Source organism: Bacillus sp. BSL6 (assembly GCF_052928345.1).
The window spans coordinates 1-20,275 of the sequence record NZ_JAVGCW010000002.1 but is presented as its reverse complement, the minus strand read 5'-3'; the positions used below and the strand labels follow the sequence as shown (position 1 = coordinate 20,275).

22 protein-coding genes are annotated in these 20,275 nt (G+C 33.8%); 15 read left to right on the top strand and 7 right to left on the bottom strand.

The window, feature by feature from the left end:
• Nucleotides 1–22 precede the first annotated feature (22 nt).
• The gene (locus RCJ96_RS06230) at nucleotides 23–721 is read right to left on the bottom strand and encodes a peptidase E (RefSeq protein WP_072192907.1); all 699 of its coding nucleotides are present in this window, start codon (nucleotides 719–721) and stop codon (nucleotides 23–25) included.
• A 393-nt stretch (nucleotides 722–1,114) separates the two neighbouring features.
• On the opposite strand from RCJ96_RS06230, the gene RCJ96_RS06225 reads away from it, so the two are divergent.
• The 5 genes from RCJ96_RS06225 (at nucleotide 1,115) to RCJ96_RS06205 (ending at nucleotide 4,159) form a co-directional block, all read left to right on the top strand.
• On the top strand, nucleotides 1,115–1,513 hold the full coding sequence (locus RCJ96_RS06225; protein WP_416503645.1) for a DUF3942 family protein: 399 nt from the start codon (nucleotides 1,115–1,117) through the stop codon (nucleotides 1,511–1,513).
• 107 nt (nucleotides 1,514–1,620) lie between these two features.
• Entirely contained in the window at nucleotides 1,621–2,034 is a 414-nt protein-coding gene (locus RCJ96_RS06220) for a BlaI/MecI/CopY family transcriptional regulator (protein ID WP_416503646.1), read from the top strand.
• A gap of 4 nt (nucleotides 2,035–2,038) precedes the next feature.
• The gene (locus RCJ96_RS06215; protein ID WP_416503647.1) at nucleotides 2,039–2,851 is read left to right on the top strand and encodes a M56 family metallopeptidase; all 813 of its coding nucleotides are present in this window, start codon (nucleotides 2,039–2,041) and stop codon (nucleotides 2,849–2,851) included.
• 54 nt (nucleotides 2,852–2,905) lie between these two features.
• Complete coding sequence (locus tag RCJ96_RS06210; protein WP_046197751.1) at nucleotides 2,906–3,460, top strand: TlpA family protein disulfide reductase; 555 nt, start codon at nucleotides 2,906–2,908, stop codon at nucleotides 3,458–3,460.
• Nucleotides 3,461–3,478: 18 nt separating this feature from the next.
• On the top strand, nucleotides 3,479–4,159 hold the full coding sequence (locus tag RCJ96_RS06205) for a prolipoprotein diacylglyceryl transferase family protein (protein ID WP_416503648.1): 681 nt from the start codon (nucleotides 3,479–3,481) through the stop codon (nucleotides 4,157–4,159).
• A 50-nt stretch (nucleotides 4,160–4,209) separates the two neighbouring features.
• Here RCJ96_RS06205 and RCJ96_RS06200 read toward each other — a convergent pair whose 3' ends face one another.
• Nucleotides 4,210–4,755, bottom strand: a complete 546-nt coding sequence (locus RCJ96_RS06200; protein WP_000427640.1) for a helix-turn-helix domain-containing protein — start codon at nucleotides 4,753–4,755, stop codon at nucleotides 4,210–4,212.
• A 150-nt stretch (nucleotides 4,756–4,905) separates the two neighbouring features.
• Between RCJ96_RS06200 and dsdA the strand changes: the two genes are divergently transcribed.
• Nucleotides 4,906–6,246 carry a D-serine ammonia-lyase gene (gene dsdA / locus RCJ96_RS06195; RefSeq protein WP_416503649.1) on the top strand — a complete coding sequence of 447 codons (1,341 nt, stop codon included), beginning with the start codon at nucleotides 4,906–4,908 and terminating at the stop codon, nucleotides 6,244–6,246.
• A 145-nt stretch (nucleotides 6,247–6,391) separates the two neighbouring features.
• Nucleotides 6,392–7,639, top strand: coding sequence for a DUF445 domain-containing protein (locus RCJ96_RS06190; RefSeq protein ID WP_270794702.1), 1,248 nt, complete (start codon nucleotides 6,392–6,394; stop codon nucleotides 7,637–7,639).
• 31 nt (nucleotides 7,640–7,670) lie between these two features.
• Here RCJ96_RS06190 and exsE read toward each other — a convergent pair whose 3' ends face one another.
• The 4 genes from exsE to RCJ96_RS06170 are packed head-to-tail and all read right to left on the bottom strand — an operon-like array spanning nucleotide 7,671 to nucleotide 10,609.
• Nucleotides 7,671–8,627, bottom strand: a complete 957-nt coding sequence (gene exsE, locus RCJ96_RS06185) for an exosporium protein ExsE (protein WP_416503650.1) — start codon at nucleotides 8,625–8,627, stop codon at nucleotides 7,671–7,673.
• Entirely contained in the window at nucleotides 8,624–9,694 is a 1,071-nt protein-coding gene (locus RCJ96_RS06180; protein ID WP_242277348.1) for a hypothetical protein, read from the bottom strand. The genes exsE and RCJ96_RS06180 overlap by 4 nt, the downstream gene beginning before the upstream one ends.
• Entirely contained in the window at nucleotides 9,687–10,130 is a 444-nt protein-coding gene (locus RCJ96_RS06175) for a hypothetical protein (protein WP_000972367.1), read from the bottom strand. Before RCJ96_RS06175 ends, RCJ96_RS06180 begins: the two co-directional genes overlap by 8 nt.
• Nucleotides 10,127–10,609 carry an RNA polymerase sigma factor gene (locus RCJ96_RS06170; protein ID WP_001195469.1) on the bottom strand — a complete coding sequence of 161 codons (483 nt, stop codon included), beginning with the start codon at nucleotides 10,607–10,609 and terminating at the stop codon, nucleotides 10,127–10,129. Before RCJ96_RS06170 ends, RCJ96_RS06175 begins: the two co-directional genes overlap by 4 nt.
• A 283-nt stretch (nucleotides 10,610–10,892) precedes the next feature.
• Between RCJ96_RS06170 and RCJ96_RS06165 the strand changes: the two genes are divergently transcribed.
• From RCJ96_RS06165 to cls, 6 genes are all read left to right on the top strand, one after another.
• Nucleotides 10,893–11,531 (top strand): response regulator transcription factor, encoded by a 639-nt coding sequence (locus tag RCJ96_RS06165; RefSeq protein ID WP_074610815.1) that lies wholly within the window; start codon nucleotides 10,893–10,895, stop codon nucleotides 11,529–11,531.
• Nucleotides 11,532–11,535: 4 nt separating this feature from the next.
• Nucleotides 11,536–12,636, top strand: coding sequence for a sensor histidine kinase (locus tag RCJ96_RS06160; protein WP_416503651.1), 1,101 nt, complete (start codon nucleotides 11,536–11,538; stop codon nucleotides 12,634–12,636).
• A gap of 123 nt (nucleotides 12,637–12,759) precedes the next feature.
• Nucleotides 12,760–13,698 carry an ABC transporter ATP-binding protein gene (locus tag RCJ96_RS06155; RefSeq protein ID WP_001093819.1) on the top strand — a complete coding sequence of 313 codons (939 nt, stop codon included), beginning with the start codon at nucleotides 12,760–12,762 and terminating at the stop codon, nucleotides 13,696–13,698.
• A gap of 37 nt (nucleotides 13,699–13,735) precedes the next feature.
• Complete coding sequence (locus RCJ96_RS06150) at nucleotides 13,736–14,845, top strand: ABC transporter permease (RefSeq protein ID WP_001020164.1); 1,110 nt, start codon at nucleotides 13,736–13,738, stop codon at nucleotides 14,843–14,845.
• A gap of 1 nt (nucleotide 14,846) precedes the next feature.
• Complete coding sequence (locus RCJ96_RS06145) at nucleotides 14,847–15,992, top strand: ABC transporter permease (protein ID WP_000651873.1); 1,146 nt, start codon at nucleotides 14,847–14,849, stop codon at nucleotides 15,990–15,992.
• A 110-nt stretch (nucleotides 15,993–16,102) separates the two neighbouring features.
• Complete coding sequence (gene cls, locus RCJ96_RS06140; protein ID WP_270794705.1) at nucleotides 16,103–17,314, top strand: cardiolipin synthase; 1,212 nt, start codon at nucleotides 16,103–16,105, stop codon at nucleotides 17,312–17,314.
• A gap of 54 nt (nucleotides 17,315–17,368) precedes the next feature.
• Here cls and pyrH read toward each other — a convergent pair whose 3' ends face one another.
• Nucleotides 17,369–18,112, bottom strand: a complete 744-nt coding sequence (pyrH, locus tag RCJ96_RS06135; RefSeq protein ID WP_001248049.1) for a UMP kinase — start codon at nucleotides 18,110–18,112, stop codon at nucleotides 17,369–17,371.
• 377 nt (nucleotides 18,113–18,489) lie between these two features.
• On the opposite strand from pyrH, the gene RCJ96_RS06130 reads away from it, so the two are divergent.
• Together RCJ96_RS06130 and RCJ96_RS06125 are read left to right on the top strand one after the other, a co-directional pair.
• Complete coding sequence (locus tag RCJ96_RS06130; protein ID WP_000713289.1) at nucleotides 18,490–19,761, top strand: cation:dicarboxylate symporter family transporter; 1,272 nt, start codon at nucleotides 18,490–18,492, stop codon at nucleotides 19,759–19,761.
• Between the two features lie 24 nt (nucleotides 19,762–19,785).
• The coding region (locus RCJ96_RS06125) for a lyase family protein (protein WP_446699743.1) at nucleotides 19,786–20,275 on the top strand (490 nt) is incomplete at its 3' end.

Below are 20,275 nucleotides of genomic sequence, written 5' to 3'. Positions count from 1 at the left end.
GGACATTTTTGTAAAGGTATCTTTATAAATAGCTTTTTAAAGTAATATCAAAATGTTGTCTAATGAGTTTGTTATCACTCATATAAAACTCCCAAGCTTTTTCTGGTTCACCGATAATTTCAAAAGTTTCTTCTGTAATATATAAGGCACAATTATCCTCTAGAGCAATGCCTTCTATATTACCTTGATGATTTTGTAAAAAGGAATGGAAGGCGTTCATTCTATTTAATTGATTATAATGTGGACAAAATCTTTTGTTCACAATTCCCCAGCCGTTGCTCTCTATATAACCAGAACCTTCATAATCTGAGCGGATACTAGATGTGAACCAGCACATAGCACCAGCGCTACATCCCGCAATGAGTGTGCCTTTCTCAAGAGCCAATAGTAATTTTTCATCGAGTTTATGTTCTTTCCATTCTGTAACCATTTGAATATAGTTCCCGCCACCGAGATAAATTAAATCGGCAGACTGAATCATTTCGTCTATTTCATATTTAGAAGGTGTATCAGCTATAATACGTAAAATTTGTACGTCACAGTGTAATTGTTTTTCAAATGTGTTTAAAAATAATTTTATATAGCTTTCATCATCATGACTAGCTGTAGGAATGAATAATACTTTCGGATATTGTTTATTTGTTAATTCTATAAGTCGCTCATTAATAGGCGAGTGATTGGAATCTTGTAAATCACCGCCACCAATGACAGCTAATTTCATAGTAAAGCACCACCTAATCATTTTTGTTATATAAAAATTCGATAGAAGAGAGTTACATTCCTTCTGTGATGTAATGATTAAGTAGAAAATATAGTTTAAATATATCGGAATAGTAAAGCAAGGGCTGGTTATATTGGGAAATGAATTAGAAACAATTTATTAATATACAATACTTCATACTATTGTTTCAAAATATGGAAACAATATGTTTAAATGGATATAAAGAAGCATGTATTCATATTGAATGAGTGCTTATACTTTAAAAAGGAATCGGAAATAATAGAGATTTTACAAATGAGTTTTTACTTTTAATAGGAACTTGTATTACAATATGGTAAAATTATTTCAATATATTTATTTAATATAAAAATACAAAGAGGGAGCGTGAAAAAAGTGGATTTTCGATTCGAATTTACAACGAAGGTGAAAGAATACTTGGATGATGAGAAGGATGAAAAAATAATAAAAGATGGACATAGAGATATCATTTTTCAGTATTTATATCCGCTAGAGAGTGAAATTGGTATTTATAAAAATCCTAACTTTACTTTTTTTGCATCAGGAAGACGCTCGCATATCGTATTAGAAAACATTGAATTTAAAACAGAGGTAAATGTAAAAAGTAACATCATTGAAATTTCAAAAATAGTAGATAATGTCGTTATCCCGTTAGATACGATCGTAGCGAAAGATCGGGAATTATTTGCACTTGGGCGTAATGAGAAGTTTAGTGTACAAATATTAGAGCAGTATCTTTTTGATACATTTGGAGAAAAATTAGGTTTAAAATGAATGGAATAGCCTATGTATTTATAGGTAGTGAATTTTCGTATATATCATTTACGTTTGACCTTTCGTTTAATTTATACTACAATCCGTAGTGTGAAAGGAGCTATGCGATGTTTACTCAAAACTATAAGCTAAATGAGCAAGGGTTAAATCATTTCTTTGGACCGCTTGAAGCGAAAATTATGGAGATTGTTTGGTCTAGCGAAGGGATTACGATTAAAGAAGTGCAGCAGAAATTAAGTGAAGAATCACCTGTGAATTTTAACACTGTGATGACAGTTATGAACAGGTTAGTAGAGAAATTACACTTAGAAAAACAAACTGTGAAAAGAAGTGGCATATATCGTGCTGTACAGACAAAAGATGAATTCTTATCCAATCAAACGAAGAAAATGACACAGGAATTGATGGGGGAATTTGGAGATTTAGTTGTAAATCATATGCTAGATGAATTAGAGCAAGCTGATCCGAATTTAATAAAAAAATTAGAAGAAAAATTGAGTCAGTTAAAAAAAGAGGATTAATGAAATGAAATGGCAAATGCGTAAAATCGTATTGTTAGCAGGAATTGTTAGTATACTCTTTTTCAGTATGCTAGTGTATTACGTTACATATCCATTTCTGTTTCAAAATAAGATGTTCTTTCTTTCGAATTTTTGCTTGTTTCAATTAGAAAAACATATGAAGGAGTTATCGCTCATTCGTATTATAATCGCTGGATTTCTACTACTTACTGTGTTTATCGTGTGTAAAAGGATATGGCGACAATTTTTTTATAGTAAAAGATTACAAAAAGTACTTATCCCTTTCATCCGAAAAGGAAAGCAAATATATATATTGCCGACTGCGGAAGTTGCGGCATTTACAATTGGGCTATTTCGTCCGAAAGTTGTCATATCAGAAGGGATGATTCAAACATTTTCAGATGAAGAAATGGATGCAATTATTTTTCATGAAGAATATCATCAAAATAATCATGATCCGTTAAAATTATTTTGTTTTACGTTATTAGCAGAAGGAATGACGTACATACCAATCTTAAAAGGGTTGTTACAGCGGTATCACACGTATCAGGAGCTAGCTGCTGATAAATATGCGATGCAAAAAATGGAGTCTTCGTTTGAGTTAGGTAGCGCGTTATTAAAATTAATTAAAATAAAGGCAATGGAAAACCGATGTGTGACAGCTTCATTTGCAAAAACAGCAATAAATTTACGAATTGAGCAAGTGTTACATGAAAAAGTTGTTAAGCTTACTATTCCGTTACATACGAATTCGGTATATGTAACAGTAGGTTTATTCTGTATGTCGGTTGTACTGATTGTAGGAGAGTGCATATAGCCTCTTTTTTTAAGAATTAACACTACTTTATGTAGTGTTTTGGGAGGAAGAAAAGTGAAGAAACTAATTGCTATTATACTAGCCGGAGCACTAATTTGGGCCGGAGTTAATTTTTATAATGCAAAGAAAGAAGAAAAAGAAAGAAAAGCGAAACAAGCGGAATTACAGAAAACAGAAGTATTACCACAAGTAGGATTTAAAGCACCAGACATAACATTAAAAGGATTAGACGGGAAGCTGTATTCGTTAAATGATGCAAAAGGTAAACCATATCTTATTAATTTTTGGGCATCATGGTGTGGTCCATGTGAAATGGAGGCACCTGACTTAGTTCGTATGTATGATAAATATAAAAAGGATGTTGAAATCTTTGCGGTAAATGCAACAATAGGAGATCCAGTGCAAGAAGCGAGCGCTTTTGCGGATCGTCACGGATTTCAGTTTCCTGTTTTACTAGATATGGACGGAGTAGCTGGATTAGACTATAAAGTATTTTCTTTACCAACGACGTTTTTTGTTAATAAAGATGGAATTATTGTAGAGCAAGTACGAGGCGTATTACCTCCAGATCAATTAGAAGAGAAGTTTAAGAAATTAATTGAGAGTTAAAGAGGGGATTTTGTATTAATGGAGTGGATCGTGAGGTTACAACCTGTAGCTCTTATAATTGGAAGTCTATTTGGATTTATGTTGATGAAACGAAAGATGAAGAACGAAAGTGTACCATATGAAAAAATGATGGATGCAGTAACAAATGCTTTTCTAATCATTGTATTTGTATGGAAATTTGCACCGGCAATTATAAATCCAGTATGGGCTATTAGGTCGCCACTGCAAGCATTATTAGCTATAGGAAGTATGAAACATATTATAGTAGGATGTATAATTGCGAGTGTATACATTGTTTGGAAAAGTAAAAAGGAGCAATTTTCGCTTCGTATTTTACTTGATGCATTGCCTATTGGGTTTTGTATGAGTATTATTTTTTATTTTCTATTCCACCACAAAATAGGTGTACAAACGACACTGCCTTGGGGTGTGAAAATATATGAATCTAAATTTTTATATCATCCTATATTCGTATATGAGATCATCCTGGCTCTTTGTATAGTGGGCTTGTTATGGATGAAAAATGAAGGACTGGGAAATGGAAAGAATATAAGTGTTTTTCTAATAGTTGAGGGGTTTGCTCATATTACTATTTCGCTTGTTAGTGAACAGAATTCGGTTCTATTTGGTTTATCGATGCAGCAAATACTAAGTTTTTTTGTTATGAGTTTAGGGATTTTGTTCGTGCCGAAAAGATAAAAATAGCCATGTACGGAGGAATCCGCACGTGGCTATTTTTATTACATCTATTAAAAAATCGGCGGAGTAACAGAAAATAAAACAATGGCATTTTTCTCGAATTGATTTACCCATTTATGTTTTAAATAAGCGGGTATTTTTACGCTATCACCCGTTTCTAATATGTATTCTTCTTCATTTAAATGTAATGTGATTTTCCCTTCTAATACAAATGCTAATTCTTCACCTTTATGTTCTAGCACATTTTCTGATGAAGCTGTATTCGGCGGGACGGTCATAATTGCTGTTGCTAAATTTCCTGTGAAATCAGGTGATAGCATTTCATATGATAAATTATCGATAATCATTTTTTTGCGCTTATGAGAACGTACAATTAAATCGTCTGTATTTGTATCTTCAAGTAAAAAGCTAAATGTTGGAACATCAAGAGCTTTAGCGAGTACTTTTAATGTTTGGATAGAAGGGTTAGCAGATCCACGCTCAATTTGACTTAACATAGATGGTGTAATATCAGCCATCTTTGCAAGTTCTTTACTCGTTAAACCTTTTTCTTTTCTTTGTTTTTCAATTTTTTTACCAATATCTATATTTTCCATAATGAAAATCTCCTTACTAATTATTAAATTATATTTAAATAAATTAAATTAAAATTAACTAAAGTGGGTAATTTATGTTAAACTATATTAAAATTAATTTAATTATAATTTATTAAATCGCAAGCTACAAGGTGATGAGGAGGAAGAGGAATGAAGGAAATAGAGAAATTAAAAGGGGAATATCCACTATTAAATAAATTGATTGAAATAGAAGAAGTGTTTTGGGTGAATCCGAACATGGAAAAGTATGAAACGGCAATAAAAGATTCGCCACTCAGTGAAGAGAATGTAAAAGATGCGGAGGAGAGGTTAAAGCGTTTTGCATCATACATTGCGAAAGTTTTTCCTGAAACGAAAGACACAGGCGGTATTATAGAATCACCTTTAGTGAAGATACCTTCTATGAAACAGTCTTTAGAGAAAAATTACGAGCAACCTATATTAGGAGAATTATTATTAAAATGTGATAGTCATCTCCCGATATCAGGATCAATTAAAGCTAGAGGCGGCATTTATGAAGTGTTGAAACATGCTGAACAATTAGCTTTGCAGCAAGGTATGTTAACAGAAGAAGATGATTATTCCATTTTAGATAGTGATACATGTAGAGAGTTTTTTGCCAAATATTCAATTGCGGTCGGTTCAACAGGGAATTTAGGGCTAAGCATTGGGATTATGAGTGCGAAACTAGGTTTTAACGTAACGGTTCATATGTCAGCAGACGCGAAACAATGGAAAAAAGATTTATTAAGAAGTAAAGGTGTAAATGTTATTGAATATGAAGCTGATTATAGTAAAGCTGTAGAAGAAGGAAGAAGGCAAGCAGATGCTGATCCTAGCTGTTATTTTGTAGACGATGAAAACTCACATGATTTATTTTTAGGATACGCAGTAGCGGCATCGCGTTTACAAAAACAATTAGAAGAGTTAGAGATTGTAGTGGATGAAGAGCATCCTTTATTCGTTTATCTGCCATGCGGAGTAGGTGGCGGACCTGGCGGAGTCGCATTTGGTTTAAAGTTATTGTATAAAGACAACGTACACTGTTTCTTTGCAGAGCCAACACATTCTCCATGTATGTTAATCGGGTTAATGACAGGACTTCATGATAAAATCGCCGTTCAAGATATCGGAATTGATAATGTAACAGACGCGGATGGACTTGCGGTAGGAAGGCCATCTGGATTTGTTGGTAAAACGATGGAACCATTTTTGAGTGGGAATTACACAGTAAGCGATGAAGAGTTATATAGATTGTTAAAAGAACTAGCTGATACAGAGAATATTTATTTAGAACCTTCTGCATTAGCAGGTATGATAGGACCAGTAAAAGTATGTAAAGAAGATGCGTATTTACAAGAGCAACAGTTAATGGAGAAGATGAAAAAAGGTACTCATATTGTATGGGGAACGGGCGGTAGTATGGTTCCAGAAGATGTGATGAATGGGTATTATAAAACAGGTGAGGCATTAACAATATTAGAAAAATGAGGCTAGTTGTAGCCTCATTTTTTCATGTACATAAAAATCTTTGTTATTTTCACAATAGTTCTTTATAGTATAGATAAAGGATAACTAATATTGAATAAATACAACAAAAAAGCTTTATTTTACATAATAAGAGGATGTGTATACGATGTCATTACAGACTAAATATATAGCGGGTATTTCGCTTGGGGTTATGGGGGTAGGTTTTGCGGCTTCTATTCCTTTTCAAGGGTCGGTAGCTGGTGAGATTATTCAAGGTGGATTTGAAGCTGGGTTAGTTGGTGGACTTGCGGATTGGTTCGCAGTTACAGCATTATTCCGTCACCCGATGGGAATTCCAATTCCGCATACAGCTTTGTTACCGAAAAATCGTAAACGAGTAACGAAAGGGCTCATCAATACGTTAGAAAATGAGTGGCTAACGAAAGAAAGTATTACGAATAAAGTAAAAGAAATGCAATTAGCACAAATGGTGCTGCAAATTGCAGAGAGAGAAATGCAGTCTGATGCTGTGAAAAAAGGGATTGTAACGATTGCGGAGAAAGCGATTGTTTCAATAGATACTGAAAAATTAGCGGTTATTATTGAAAAAGAATTAAAAACGTATTTGCATACAATGAATACAAGTAACATTTTACAAGTGCTTGTTGATCAATTAGTAGTGCAAGAATATGATGAAAAGACACTTGATTACATATTAGTAAAAGTGAAAGACTGGACAGCGCAAGATGAAGCGCGTTACCAACTCGGAAGCTTAGGTATGAAGGCGATGGAAAATATAAAAGTAGATGGATTCTTGCAGTTTACTTTGAAATCATTTATGAATATTGTAGATGAAGATAAAATTGGCGGTATTTTGCAGAAGTTTATTATTAGTAATATTAGCAGCTTACAAGATGCTGATAATAGCACGAGACAACTTATATTAGCGAAAATTCGTCAAGAAATAATAAATGTAAAAGAAAATGAAGCTTTACTACAAGAATTAGAAAATTGGAAAGAAAAATGGATTGCCAATTGGAACGCTACTGACAAAATTAAAGAGATGCTGGAACAAGTGCAGCAAAAAGCAGTTGCCTTTGTAAACAATGAAGAATTTGCGGATAAGTATGTTATTCCATTTTTACAAAAACAAATGAATAAAATAAAAGATGACGAAGTGACTGTTCAAAAAATAGAAGATTGGTTACAAAAACAAGTTGTGAAGCTTGTTGAGAATAACCATTCGAAAATCGGAAAGCTTGTGCAAGAAAATCTTGATAAGTTAGATGATAAAACGTTAATTGAAATGATTGAAAATAACGTCGGTAAAGATTTGCAATGGATCCGAGTAAACGGAGCTGTTTGCGGATTTATGATTGGCTTAGTGTTAGAGGGAATTAAAGCGATTATATGAGAAAAACCTTCCGCAATTGCGGAAGGTTTTTTTATTTTTCAATAACGCTCATATTTAAATTGTAAGCTTTCTCAATATTTAACTTGTACGTTCCATTTCCAGTTTTAATCGAATTTTTATACCAATGTTCTTGCCCGTTGAATTCTGGATTTTCTTCTGAAGAATTATTTTCTTTTTTCGTTAAATCTTCTACTTGTTCCCAAGGTGTATTTCCGATAGCTTCTTTTTGGTTTGTTACTGCTGTTAAAGATACATCACTCTCTTTTGCAAGATGGACAGACACTCTTGAACTTTCTTGTACAAACCAATTATTTTGTAATTGACCTGGATAAAGGGATAGTTCGTTATTTGAAGCACGAACTTCTACATTTTTATTTTGTGGAAGAACGAGTGTCGGTTTGACCTGTGGTGCGGAATTCCATAACGTATGTTGAATTGGTAATGATTTTAAAGTGATATACATCGTTTCCCCGGCTGTTTGAACGGAAAGAAAATCTTCTTGTTTTAAATTAAGTTTTTCATTAGCTTTCGTCGTCATTTCATATGTTCCAAGAAGATGAATTTGATTTGTATCATTTCCCTCTATTGTTAGAGGGTGCTGCCCTGCATCCACTACAATTTTCTTTATAGATTCAGGTATATTAAGTTGTCCACTTGGAATATTACTCGTTTGGCGAGTAGTATGAATAGAATGACGAACCTCATCTAGTAATCCAGTTGATAATAAACAGTAAAAAGCAATGCCAACACTTCCTAAAACACCGATAAAGAAAATACTAAAAATATCATATTTAATAAATGATTGTTCCTTCTTAGAAAATAGAAGGTAAAGTAAAATTTCCGCGCCAAGTATAATAAGTAAAACAGGCCACCATGCTGTTAAGGAATCTAATACCTCAGTACCTTTTATAACTGAAAATAGTAAGAAGCAACCTAATGCAATAATAGAAAGCCCCATTGAAAATGTTCCAACGCGCCATGTTCTCATTCTTTCGTACCACCTTTATTTTCTTTATTTCCAAGTAACAATTTAAAGCCGCCACCAATTAAGAGGAGTGCAACGATAGATGTTTGGAAATAGCGATAATACAGCTCGCTAAGATGAATGTTAAATATAGTTGCGAAGTAATCATTCAAAATAGGAAGGACTGTTTGATCTAATAAATAATAACCACCGAGTGTAATTAATCCAATACCGATCCACCTTTGATGATTGATAAAATAATCAATGATAGGTTCATCATTTACACGTTCTTTTCCATATTTTGCAGTTTGTTGTAAAGCGTCAAAAAAGCTATAGAACCAAATGATGGGTACTAAAAATAAAAACGCTGAAAGTCTTAATAAGTCGAGTAAATATATTGAAAGTAAAAAGGTTGCCATAAGCTGAAGACCACGGCGCTGTAAGCCTAAATACATATGTCCTGCTCCAGGAAACATCGCTAAAATAGAAGCGAATGTTTTACTTTTTTTTCCTTGTTCACGGTGCTCTTCAAAATCTTCGAAAATGGTACGATCAATTAATTGCTCACCACGTTCTTTTTTCTGGAGTTGCTGAACAACATCGAAGAAATTATAAATCCATAAAACAGGTAACGTCACGAGAAAGATAAGAAAACTTTCTTGAGATGTTAAAAGAGCAACGAAAATGATCATACTTCCGATTCCTGTACAAGCTACTAAAAATGTAAGGCCACGTTGCATAAGTCCTAATTGAAAATGACCAAGTCCAGGGATGATGGAAAGAAGAATGATATAAAATCGTTCGCTCTCTTTAGAGGACTCTGTCAATTCTCCGGTTGCTTGTTTTTTCGATTGGTTAATAATTGTGATAACTAAATCTAGTAAGTTGACCACCCATAACACGGCTAGTAAAAATAGAGAAAGAAAAGCAAGTTCGCGCGCTATTAATTCTACTACGCAAAAAACTGCAATGGAAAATAGTAATAAAGCTCCTCCACCATATAAAATAAACCGTCCAAACTTCTTTAAATATAAATGTCCAAGCCCAGGAATTAGCCCTAATACAAGTGCTAAAAAGGGATTTTTATTCATGCTTTGAACCTCCGTCCTTTTTTGATGTATCTACCGATTTGTTTACAATTTGTTGTGAGATAGAAGACTCGTTATGTTTTGAAGATTTCTCGAAATTTGATGTCGCTGTGAAAATATATTGGAATAAACCACTTACCATAAAAATAATTGTAGCCGCAGTCGCAATTATGTAGTGAACGATGGTGCGCTTTAGTGAGTTTGTTTTTATATTTTCATTAGGTTGTAGCGTTTCAAAATTAATTTGCGTCATAACTTCGTTCGTAAATGAATCATCATTTATCATTGGAAGGTTTTCCTGTTGTTCATCAATACTTTCCATATAAAGTGCTAAACAATGATCACATTCATAAAGATGTTCTTCCATAGATTCACGTTCATTGCTTTCTATAACATTTAATGTATAATTGCGCCAATCTTCTTTTGAATAATGCATCATAGAAACTCTTCCTCCTTCCAATGTTTTTTAATCCATTTTCTTGCCCGATACAGTTTCATTTCGACTGTTTTCACTTCGATGTTTTCCTGTAAAGCAATTTCTTGATAGCTTTTTTCTTCTAAGTAATGTGCGAGAACGACGTCACGGTAATTATCGGGAAGTTCTCTCAGTTTTTGAGCAATGAGTAATTTCTGCTCTTTCGTCAATAATAAAGCCTCAATATTATGAGAGGATTTTATATTTTCCTCAGTTTCTTTACATAAAGAGAGTTCTTCGTTTTCTCTAGCTTTCTTTCTCTTATAATCAATAGCGTGATTGGTGGCAATACGCGCCATCCACGTTTTTAATCCGCGAAATTGATAATTTGGGAGAGAGGCGTGAATTTTTACGAATACTTCTTGTGTAACATCTTTCGCATCTTCTTCATGTCTTAAAATAGAAAAGATAACTTGAAAAATATAATGACGATATGTTTGCACAAGGATACGAAAAGCATGTTCGCTTCCTTGCTGTGCTTTTTCAATTAATTGTTTTTCCTCAATGGGTCTCTCCCTCCTTTTTGACGCATTCTATTATATAGACGTAAAGAATGATAAGTCACCCTACACATGTTGTAAAAAAAGAATAATATATTTTTAGGAAGGGGGCTAGATGAAAAAAGGTGTGAAAAAATGGTAAAGAGAAGTATATAATGAGCAAGTAAGAAATGTTACGGGAAGAAAGGATGTGAATGTTAGTAGGGGAAGATCCATACTAACAAACATGAAAATTAAAATATTAATAGCAGATGATAACTCTTTTATAAGAGAAGGTATGAAAATTATTTTAAATACATATGAAGAGTTCGAAGTGGTAGATACAGTAAATGATGGGAAAGAAGCAGTGGAATATTGCAAAAAGAACGACGTTGATATCGCACTTTTAGACGTTCGTATGCCAAATATGAACGGGGTAGAGGCAACGAAATTGATTTGTGAAGAGACAGAAACGAAACCGCTTATTTTAACGACGTTCGATGATGATGAATATATTTTGGACGCAGTAAAAAACGGAGCAAAAGGTTATTTATTAAAAAATAATGATCCAGAGCGTATTCGAGATGCGATTAAAGGAGTATATAACGGTCAAACCGTTATGCAAGATGTAGTTCTCGATAAAATTAAGTCTAATTTAATGGAAAGTAAAGAGGAAGAATGTAAAATAGATAAAAGTCTTTTTACTGAAAGAGAGCTGAGTATTATCGCATTAATTGCAAAAGGCTTTTCGAATAAAGAAATCTCGAAGCAACTTTTCATATCAGAAGGAACAATTGCAAATTATATTACGTCAGTTTTAGGGAAAACTGGACTGGAACATCGTACACAAATCGCGATTTATTATTTAACAGGGAAAGTAGATTAAAGATATGGAATTTTGGTTAATTGTAAGTAAATTAATTGTCTTTATATATATTGTGTTTAGTTACATGTATTTAAATGTTGCGAACTTACCATGGATTATACTTACTTTGCTTTTATATCTTTCTGTAAACGTGCTGATTTCTATATGTAAAAAAGATACGTACAAAAACATATTAACTTGCGTATCAATTGGTCTAGTTATGTTATTTACATGGAAGATTCATCCGTTTTTTATTTTGTTTTTGCCATTGAACTTATATGAAGTTATATTCCGTTATATAGAGAAGAAATGGCAGCTATTTATCATTATGATGATTCCTATTATCTTTACAAATGAAAGTATTAGAATGACATATGGATTAATTGTTGCATTTTCCTTTCTCGTATTAACTATGGCAGAACGGTATATATCGCGCGTATTAAAGCTTGAATCACAAAATGATCAGAGGCGAAAAGATATGCAGCGGCTGACGAAAAGCTTAAATGAAAATAAAGAGTATATAAGACAATCAGAGTACACATTTAAGTTAGAAGAGAGAAACCGGTTATCACAGGAAATTCATGATAAAATTGGCCACTCGATGACAGGGGCACTCATTCAAATGGAAGCAGCAAAGAGGTTAATGGAGATGGATAAAGAAAAATCAGCTGAGTTATTACAAAATGCAATTCATATTTCAAAAGATGGTATTGAAAGCATTCGGATTACATTAAAAAATATGAAGCCACCAACTGAGCAAATTGGCATTCATCGTATGAAATTATTCATAGAGGAATTTGCCGGTAAGCATGATATAAATATTCCTTTCGTATATAAAGGGAATTTAGATATGATTTCACCAATTCAGTGGAAGATTATCGGTGAAAATGTTACGGAGGCATTAACAAATGCGATGAAATATGCTGATGCGACAGTCATTTCAATCGATATTCATGTACTTAACAAGATGGTGAAAGTGCAAGTGAAGGATAATGGAAAAGGTGCAACACTTGTTAAAAAAGGTCTCGGGATTATGGGGATGGAGGAACGAACGGCGTCTGTAAATGGTAAAATTATTGTAGATGGAACAAGTGGTTTTTCAGTAACAATGTTGCTACCGATATGAGGATGAATCATCTCATATGAAAAAAGTGAATAATCTCATGTGAAAAGAATGAACTTCTGCACTGAGCAGGTTCATTCTTTTTGTTTATACTAAAAGCAGAGAAACCGAAATAGGGGTGAAACGATGAATACTTTAGAAATTAAAAATTTAACGAAAAAATTTGGTGATTTCATCGCAGTTGATAATATGTCTTTATCTATTAAAGAAGGAGAAATATTTGGCTTTTTAGGATCGAATGGTGCTGGTAAGAGTACGACAATCAACATGATTGCTGGTTTGTTAAGAAGTAATGAAGGTGAAATTAGCATACTAGGAAAAAATATAAAGAAACATAATCGATTTGCGAAGATGAATATCGGTATCGTTCCGCAAGATATTGCAATTTATGAAGAGTTAACAGCCTATGAAAATGTGAAATTCTTTGCTGGATTGTACGGATTACGAGGAGCTGAATTAAAAGCTAGGGTCGAGGAAGCTCTTCAATTTGTAGGACTTAGCGATAAACAGAAAAGCTATCCAAAGAACTTTTCTGGTGGGATGAAACGAAGACTGAATATCGCTTGTGCAATTGCTCATAGACCAAAGTTAATTATTATGGATGAGCCGACAGTTGGAATTGATCCACAGTCAAGAAATTATATCCTGCAGTCTGTTCGGAAATTAAACGAAATGGGAAGTACGATTATTTATACGAGTCACTATATGGAAGAGGTAGAAGAGATTTGTACGAAAATAGCGATAGTAGATCACGGTAAAGTGATTGCAGAAGGAACGAAAGAGCAGTTAAAAGCGATTATTACTGATACGAAAGATATTTGGATTGAAGTGAAATCGGTAGAGAATTTAGATGTAGAAAAATTAAAAGAGATAAACGGTGTGAAAGCTGTTCAAATTGAAGAGAACGTAATTAAAGTAAATTCTGATGCAGGATTAAATAATTTAAATAAAATTGTTCAGCACTTCATCAATCATGACATTGAAATCCGTTCGTTAGAGGAGCAGGCTCCTAACTTAGAAACGGTATTCCTTACGTTAACTGGAAGAAACTTACGAGATAAATAAAGAGTAAATGAAGAAAAGGTAAAGGGAGGTTCATCAATTGAACATCTTCAATATTGCAATTATGCATATGAAAAGGGATTTCAGAGACGTAAGAACTTTAGTTTTTATGTTAGCTTTTCCGATTGTGCTTATGCTTGTGTTAGGTACAGCATTAAGTAATGCGTTTAATAGTGATAGTCATTCAATTAAAGATATACAGGTGCTATATAAAGATGAAGCGAGTAGCACGTTTTCTCAAGCATTTGAAGCATTTGCGAAAGAAGTTGATAAATCGGGGATTCATTTTAAAAAAGCTTCTGAAGGTATAGATGGGAAGGAAGCAGTGAAGCAAAATAAATATGCTGCTTATGTAGAATTAAATAAAGATGGTGCAAAAACTTACGGAAGTGACAAAAGTAGTATTGAGGGAAGTATTGTGGAAGGTATGCTTATAACATTTGTTGATAAGTACAATGTAGCAGCCGAAGTTGCAAAAGTTGATCCTAGTAAGGTGAGCGCAGTTATTTCAAATGGAAATCATAATGATTATATAAAAGAAACATCTTTACAAGCTGCGAATAAACCGGGTTCTATGGATTACTATGCGGTTGTAATGACGACGATGATTGCGCTGTATGCTGCGATGGGAGCAAGTTTTCTAATTCGAGGAGAACGAATACGTAAAACAGGAGATCGCCTTATTGCTGCACCTATAAGTAAGGCTGAAATTTTCATTGGGAAAGTGCTTGGTAGTCTAGTAGCAAATGCCCTGTGCATATTACTCGTTATGTTATTTAGTAAATTTGTCTTTCAAGCGAATTGGGGAGATCACCTTGGAATCATATTTCTTATTTTATTAACAGAAGTCTTTCTAGCAATTAGCTTCGGTTTAGGGATTGGATATATTACAAAAACACCTGAATCGTCTAGAGCAATTATTATGGTGGTAGTGCAATTAGCTTCTATTTTTGGCGGTGCATATTTCGTAATAGAAGAAAATTTCGTTACGAATTTATCACCATTAACGTGGGCAAATACAGCTGTTATGAAAATTATTTATGCGAATGATGTAGGGGCAGCACTACCAGTCATTTCTTTAAACATTGGAATATCAGCACTCTTTTTATTAATTGCAATTATTGCATTACGTAGACGGGAGGGGCTATAGTATGAAAGATATTTTATGGCTCATACAAAAAACGTTATCTGTACTTTTGAAAAATAAAAAAGGGTTATTGATTATTATTAGTTTGCCAATAATTGGGACGCTCATCTCTTTTTCGATATACGGAAATGCAGGGCAAGGAACGTTAAATATCGGGATTGTAAATAAAGAAAATGAGCCGATAGCAAACGATACGATAAAGTTTTTAGAAGGATTAAATCATGTGAATGTGAGTAAGGTTAAGGAGTCTGAAATAGAAGATAAACTCACTTCTAAAAAACTTGATGGAGTTATTACATTAGCTTCTGGTTTTTCAAAAAGCGTTCGAGAAGGGAAACCAGATCATATTGAAATTGCATCGATTAAAGGTGATCAAGTAACAGGATTTATAAAATCATATTTATACAATTATATTGATAATGTAGCAGCTATTAGTAAAGTAGCAGGAACAGATCAAAGTGCATTTGATAAGATGTACGCAGGGTATCAAAAAAGTTCATTTAAAATGAAAACGGAGACGCTAGAAGATACTTCGAAAAATAAAGATATGACAAATCAAACGATGGGTTATCTTATTATGTTTATGTTGTTTTCAGCAGTGAACTTATCAGGATTTATTTTAAAAGAAAAAGAGAATAGAACGTACTTTAGATTATTATCAACACCAATTGACGGAAAGAAATTTATATTGTCCAATGTGGCAGTAAATATGATGATATTAACATTGCAAATTGTCATTGCAGTACTATTTCTGACGAATGTTTTTCATACAAATATTAATATGCCTTTCATAGTAATGATTGGTGTGCTTATGATATTCGCTTTAATTGCAATTGGTTTATCATTAGTCATTGTGTCTTTTTCAAAAAGTTCAGCTGCTTCAAATGCAATGCAAAATTTAGTGATAGTACCAACATGTTTGCTTGCTGGATGTTATTTCCCGTACGACATTATGCCAAATGCAGTACAAAAAGTAGCTAATTTTCTTCCGCAGCGTTGGTTATTAGATACGATAGCAAAATTACAACAAGGAATTCCGTTCTCTGAGTTGTATTTAAACATATTAATTTTATTCGCTTTTGCGATTGCGTTCTTCTTAATTGCCATTTATAAATTTGGAAGAAATAATGATGCGAGAAACTTTGTTTAATACAAAAAGGGTGTGATGTAAAGTCACATCCTTTTTTGTATAAAGCATGAAATCTAAATTTGAATGACAAAATAGAAAGGAGGAAAGAAAACGAGCGGAAGGAAATTAAAATGATTAAAAAAATATTGCGAGTTACTTCTATTATTATTGCTATTTTCGTTTTTATTTTAATTTGGATGCATATTGACGTTACCTTAGGAAGGAAAATGGAAGCTGGCAAAAATATGCCGACAGAGTATGTCCCTCACTATAGTGATTTTCAATTATATGTAGAAGGGAAGTCGTTTTATAAACAGCTATTTACTGACATAAGAGAAGCAAAGCAATCTATTTATACATATTTTTTTATTTTGTCGGATGATAAAAGTAGCCATACTTTTTTAAGTTTATTAAAAGAGAAGGCAAAAGAAGGAGTAAACGTCTATTTATCAGTGGATCGCATTAATGATTTATCATTTGAAAGAAAGATGATAAGTGAATTGCGGGAAAGTGGTGTACATTTTACATATAGTAGAAAGCCTGAATTACCATTCGGGTTTTATTCACTTCACCATCGTAATCATCGCCGTATTACGACAATTGATGGGGAGATTGGCTATACAGGTGGTTTTAATATAGGAGATGAGTATTTAGGTAAAGATAAGCATTTTGGATATTGGCGTGACTATCATGTGCGCCTTAAAGGGGAAGGAGCAAAAGATTTAGAGGAACAATTTGCTTTAGATTGGAAACGAGATACGAAAGAAGATATAAAGAGGAGTACGAATAAGGCTAGTAAAGGGAATACATTGCATACTATGGTCAGTTACAATGGGCATTACGTTGCTGAAAAATATATAGAGCTAATAAAACAAGCTCAGCACTCAATTGTAATTGCAACGCCGTATTTTATACCGAAAAATAAAGAATGCATGAATGCTTTAATCGCAGCACAAAAGCGTGGTGTTACAGTGAAAATACTTTGGTCATATAAACCAGATTTACCTCTTATAAAAGAAGCGGCGTATCCATACATACGTCAAGCTATTAATAATGGGATTACTGTATATGGGTATAAAAAAGGAATGTTCCATGGAAAATTAATGCTTATTGATAATGAATTAACCGTTATTGGCACAACAAACTTTACTTCGCGTAGCTTCAATATAAATGATGAAATGAACTTGTATATTCATGGTGGTTCAATTGTAGGACAAGTTAATAATGCATTAACGGAGGATTTTCATGATTCAAAAGAAATGACGAAAGAATTTTTTGAGAAGTTATCATTTTGGGAGCGTTGTAAGGAGAAATTTGCGGGATGGATTGATTTTTATTTGTGATGATAAAGGAAGAAAGGGTGTCTAGAAAAGACGCCCTTTTTTGATGGGAAATAATTATTTTTCATGCACAAGCAATGAAGCATCATCATTAATCAACGTCCCCACATGTTCACCTAAGCAAATTCTTTTCATTACTCCAGGCTCATCAAAGTTAAAGACGTGTGCTGGTAAATTATAATCACGGGCAAGCAATAAAGCGGCTTGATCCATTACTTGTATGTTTTGCCTAACAATATCGTTATAGTTTAGTTTTTTGTACATTTTTGCTGCTTTATTATGTTTTGGATCACTAGTAAAGACGCCATCTACTCCTTGTTTTGCGACTAATATTGCGTCACTATTCATTTCAATAGCCCTTTGAACACTTGGGTAATCTGTCGTAACGAACGGTTGCCCGTTACCACCTCCAAAAATAACGATATACCCGTTATCTAAATGGTGGACTGCACGTAGGCGAATGTATGGTTCAGCTACAGCATTAAACGGGATGGAAGTCATAACGCGCACTTCTTTATTTGTTTTACTTGTTAAAACGCCGCGTAGCATTAAGCTGTTAATGATTGTACCTAACGTCCCGATATTGTCAGCTTCTACACGATCGATTCCCCATTCTTCAGCTAGATGACCTCTAAAAATGTTACCGCCACCGATGACGATGGATACTTCGATACCTAAATCAACAATGGATAAAATTTCGTTTGCGATATGTTCTAATCGTTTGGAGTTAAAGCTATTTCCAGTTTGATCGGCAAGTGCACCGCCGCTTAATTTAATTAAGACACGTTTATATGGTCTCATAACAATTCCCCCTATATAGATTGCAATAAAAAAGGAACAAAGGCGAATGCCTTTGTTCCTTTTTAAGAAAATGAAAAAGAAAAGAAGAAGATAGAACGAATTTTTGCACATAATTTTTCATATCATCCACTCCTTTTCATTTTGATTTGTTGTAAGTATATATCTTTTTGATTATACGAAACAATCTGACTACTTATCAAGTTTATTTTATCGTTTTTTAACAAAATGGTGTCAATGAAAAAAAGAAGAAAAATATTTGAATTTTTTGTGACGAACTTGTAGGTTTTTGTATGATTTTGTAGGTTCGCCTATATGATGTGTGAGTAAGCTTTTATAAATACGAAATGAAAGCGTTCGCATAAAGGGGATGAACATAAATGAAAAAATTCGGATTGGCAACACAAATTTTTGTCGCGCTTGTTTTAGGGATTGTAGTAGGGGCAGTCTTTTATGGCAATAAAACGGCGATTTCTTATATTACACCAATTGGGGATATATTTATTCACTTAATTAAAATGATTGTAGTACCGATTGTTATTTCAGCATTAATTGTTGCAGTAGCTGGTGTAGGCGATATGAAGAAGCTTGGGAAACTAGGCGGAAAGACAATTCTTTATTTTGAAATCATTACGACAATCGCTATTTTAATGGGATTACTTGCGGCGAATATATTCCAGCCAGGTACTGGCGTTGATATGAATAACTTACAGCAAAGTGATATTTCTTCTTATAAACAAACAGCAGATGCTACAGAGAAGCAAGGATTCGCTGAGACGATTGTTCATATCGTACCGAAAAATGTATTTGAATCGATTGCACAAGGTGACTTATTACCGATTATTTTCTTCTCAGTATTATTTGGTTTAGGAGTCGCAGCAATTGGGGAAAAAGGAAAGCCTGTCTTTAACTTCTTTGAAGGTGTACTCGAAGCGATGTTTTGGGTTACAAATCAAGTGATGAAATTTGCACCATTTGGTGTATTCGCATTAATTGCTGTTACGGTTGCAAAATTTGGTGTAGCAACACTACTTCCTTTAGGAAAACTAGTGCTAGCTGTATACGTAACTGTTATACTATTCGTTGTGATTGTATTAGGTATAAATGCACGAATGGTTGGCGTAAACATTTTTACATTAATGAAAATTTTAAAAGAAGAACTTATTCTTTCATTTACGACAGCAAGTTCAGAAGCTGTTCTACCTAATATAATGAGAAAAATGGAAGAGTTCGGTTGTCCAAAGGCAGTTGCCTCTTTCGTAATTCCGACAGGTTATACATTTAACTTGACTGGATCGGCTATTTATCAAGCGTTAGCGGCATTATTTGTTGCACAAATGTACGGTGTGCACATGTCACTGACAGAGCAAATAACGTTATTATTCGTTCTCATGTTAACATCCAAAGGTATGGCGGGAGTTCCAGGTGCATCGTTCGTTGTTGTATTAGCAACGTTAGGTTCAATGGGGTTACCACTAGAAGGTATCGCGTTAATTGCGGGAATTGACCGCATTTTAGATATGATTCGCTCATCTGTCAATGTATTAGGAAATGCATTAGCGGCCATTGTTATGTCGAAGTGGGAAGGCGAATTCGATAATGAGAAAGCAAAACAATATGTAGAAACAGTCAAAGAAACAAAAGCAGCATAAGAAATCGTTAAGGAGTGAATAATCATGGCAACATTAACTGAAGTTAAAAATGGTATTCGAATTGAAAAAGACTTTTTAGGTGAAAAAGAAGTACCAAACTATGCATACTACGGCGTACAAACAATGCGTGCAGTTGAAAACTTCCCAATTACAGGATACAAAATCCATGAAGGTTTAATTAGAGCGTTCGCAGTTGTAAAAAAAGCTGCAGCGCTTGCGAATACAGATGTAGGAAGATTGGAATTGAACAAGGGCGGCGCGATCGCAGAAGCTGCTCAAGAAATTCTCGATGGAAAATGGCATGATCATTTTATCGTAGATCCAATCCAAGGCGGAGCAGGTACTTCAATGAACATGAATGCAAATGAAGTCATTGCCAATCGTGCGCTTGAATTATTAGGAATGGAAAAGGGAGACTATCATTATATTAGTCCAAATAGTCATGTAAACATGGCGCAATCAACAAACGATGCATTCCCAACGGCGATTCATATCGCAACATTAAACGCATTAG

Coding starts and splice junctions, on each gene's coding strand:
- RCJ96_RS06200 (WP_000427640.1), bottom strand. CDS start 4,755: ATGGAAAATATAGATATTGGTAAAAAAATTGAAAAACAAAGAAAAGAA.
- RCJ96_RS06190 (WP_270794702.1), top strand. CDS start 6,392: ATGTCATTACAGACTAAATATATAGCGGGTATTTCGCTTGGGGTTATG.
- RCJ96_RS06165 (WP_074610815.1), top strand. CDS start 10,893: ATGAAAATTAAAATATTAATAGCAGATGATAACTCTTTTATAAGAGAA.
- RCJ96_RS06215 (WP_416503647.1), top strand. CDS start 2,039: ATGAAATGGCAAATGCGTAAAATCGTATTGTTAGCAGGAATTGTTAGT.
- exsE (WP_416503650.1), bottom strand. CDS start 8,627: ATGAGAACATGGCGCGTTGGAACATTTTCAATGGGGCTTTCTATTATT.
- RCJ96_RS06175 (WP_000972367.1), bottom strand. CDS start 10,130: ATGATGCATTATTCAAAAGAAGATTGGCGCAATTATACATTAAATGTT.
- cls (WP_270794705.1), top strand. CDS start 16,103: ATGATTAAAAAAATATTGCGAGTTACTTCTATTATTATTGCTATTTTC.
- RCJ96_RS06155 (WP_001093819.1), top strand. CDS start 12,760: ATGAATACTTTAGAAATTAAAAATTTAACGAAAAAATTTGGTGATTTC.
- RCJ96_RS06130 (WP_000713289.1), top strand. CDS start 18,490: ATGAAAAAATTCGGATTGGCAACACAAATTTTTGTCGCGCTTGTTTTA.
- RCJ96_RS06205 (WP_416503648.1), top strand. CDS start 3,479: ATGGAGTGGATCGTGAGGTTACAACCTGTAGCTCTTATAATTGGAAGT.
- RCJ96_RS06220 (WP_416503646.1), top strand. CDS start 1,621: ATGTTTACTCAAAACTATAAGCTAAATGAGCAAGGGTTAAATCATTTC.
- RCJ96_RS06180 (WP_242277348.1), bottom strand. CDS start 9,694: ATGAATAAAAATCCCTTTTTAGCACTTGTATTAGGGCTAATTCCTGGG.
- pyrH (WP_001248049.1), bottom strand. CDS start 18,112: ATGAGACCATATAAACGTGTCTTAATTAAATTAAGCGGCGGTGCACTT.
- RCJ96_RS06145 (WP_000651873.1), top strand. CDS start 14,847: ATGAAAGATATTTTATGGCTCATACAAAAAACGTTATCTGTACTTTTG.
- dsdA (WP_416503649.1), top strand. CDS start 4,906: ATGAAGGAAATAGAGAAATTAAAAGGGGAATATCCACTATTAAATAAA.
- RCJ96_RS06160 (WP_416503651.1), top strand. CDS start 11,536: ATGGAATTTTGGTTAATTGTAAGTAAATTAATTGTCTTTATATATATT.
- RCJ96_RS06230 (WP_072192907.1), bottom strand. CDS start 721: ATGAAATTAGCTGTCATTGGTGGCGGTGATTTACAAGATTCCAATCAC.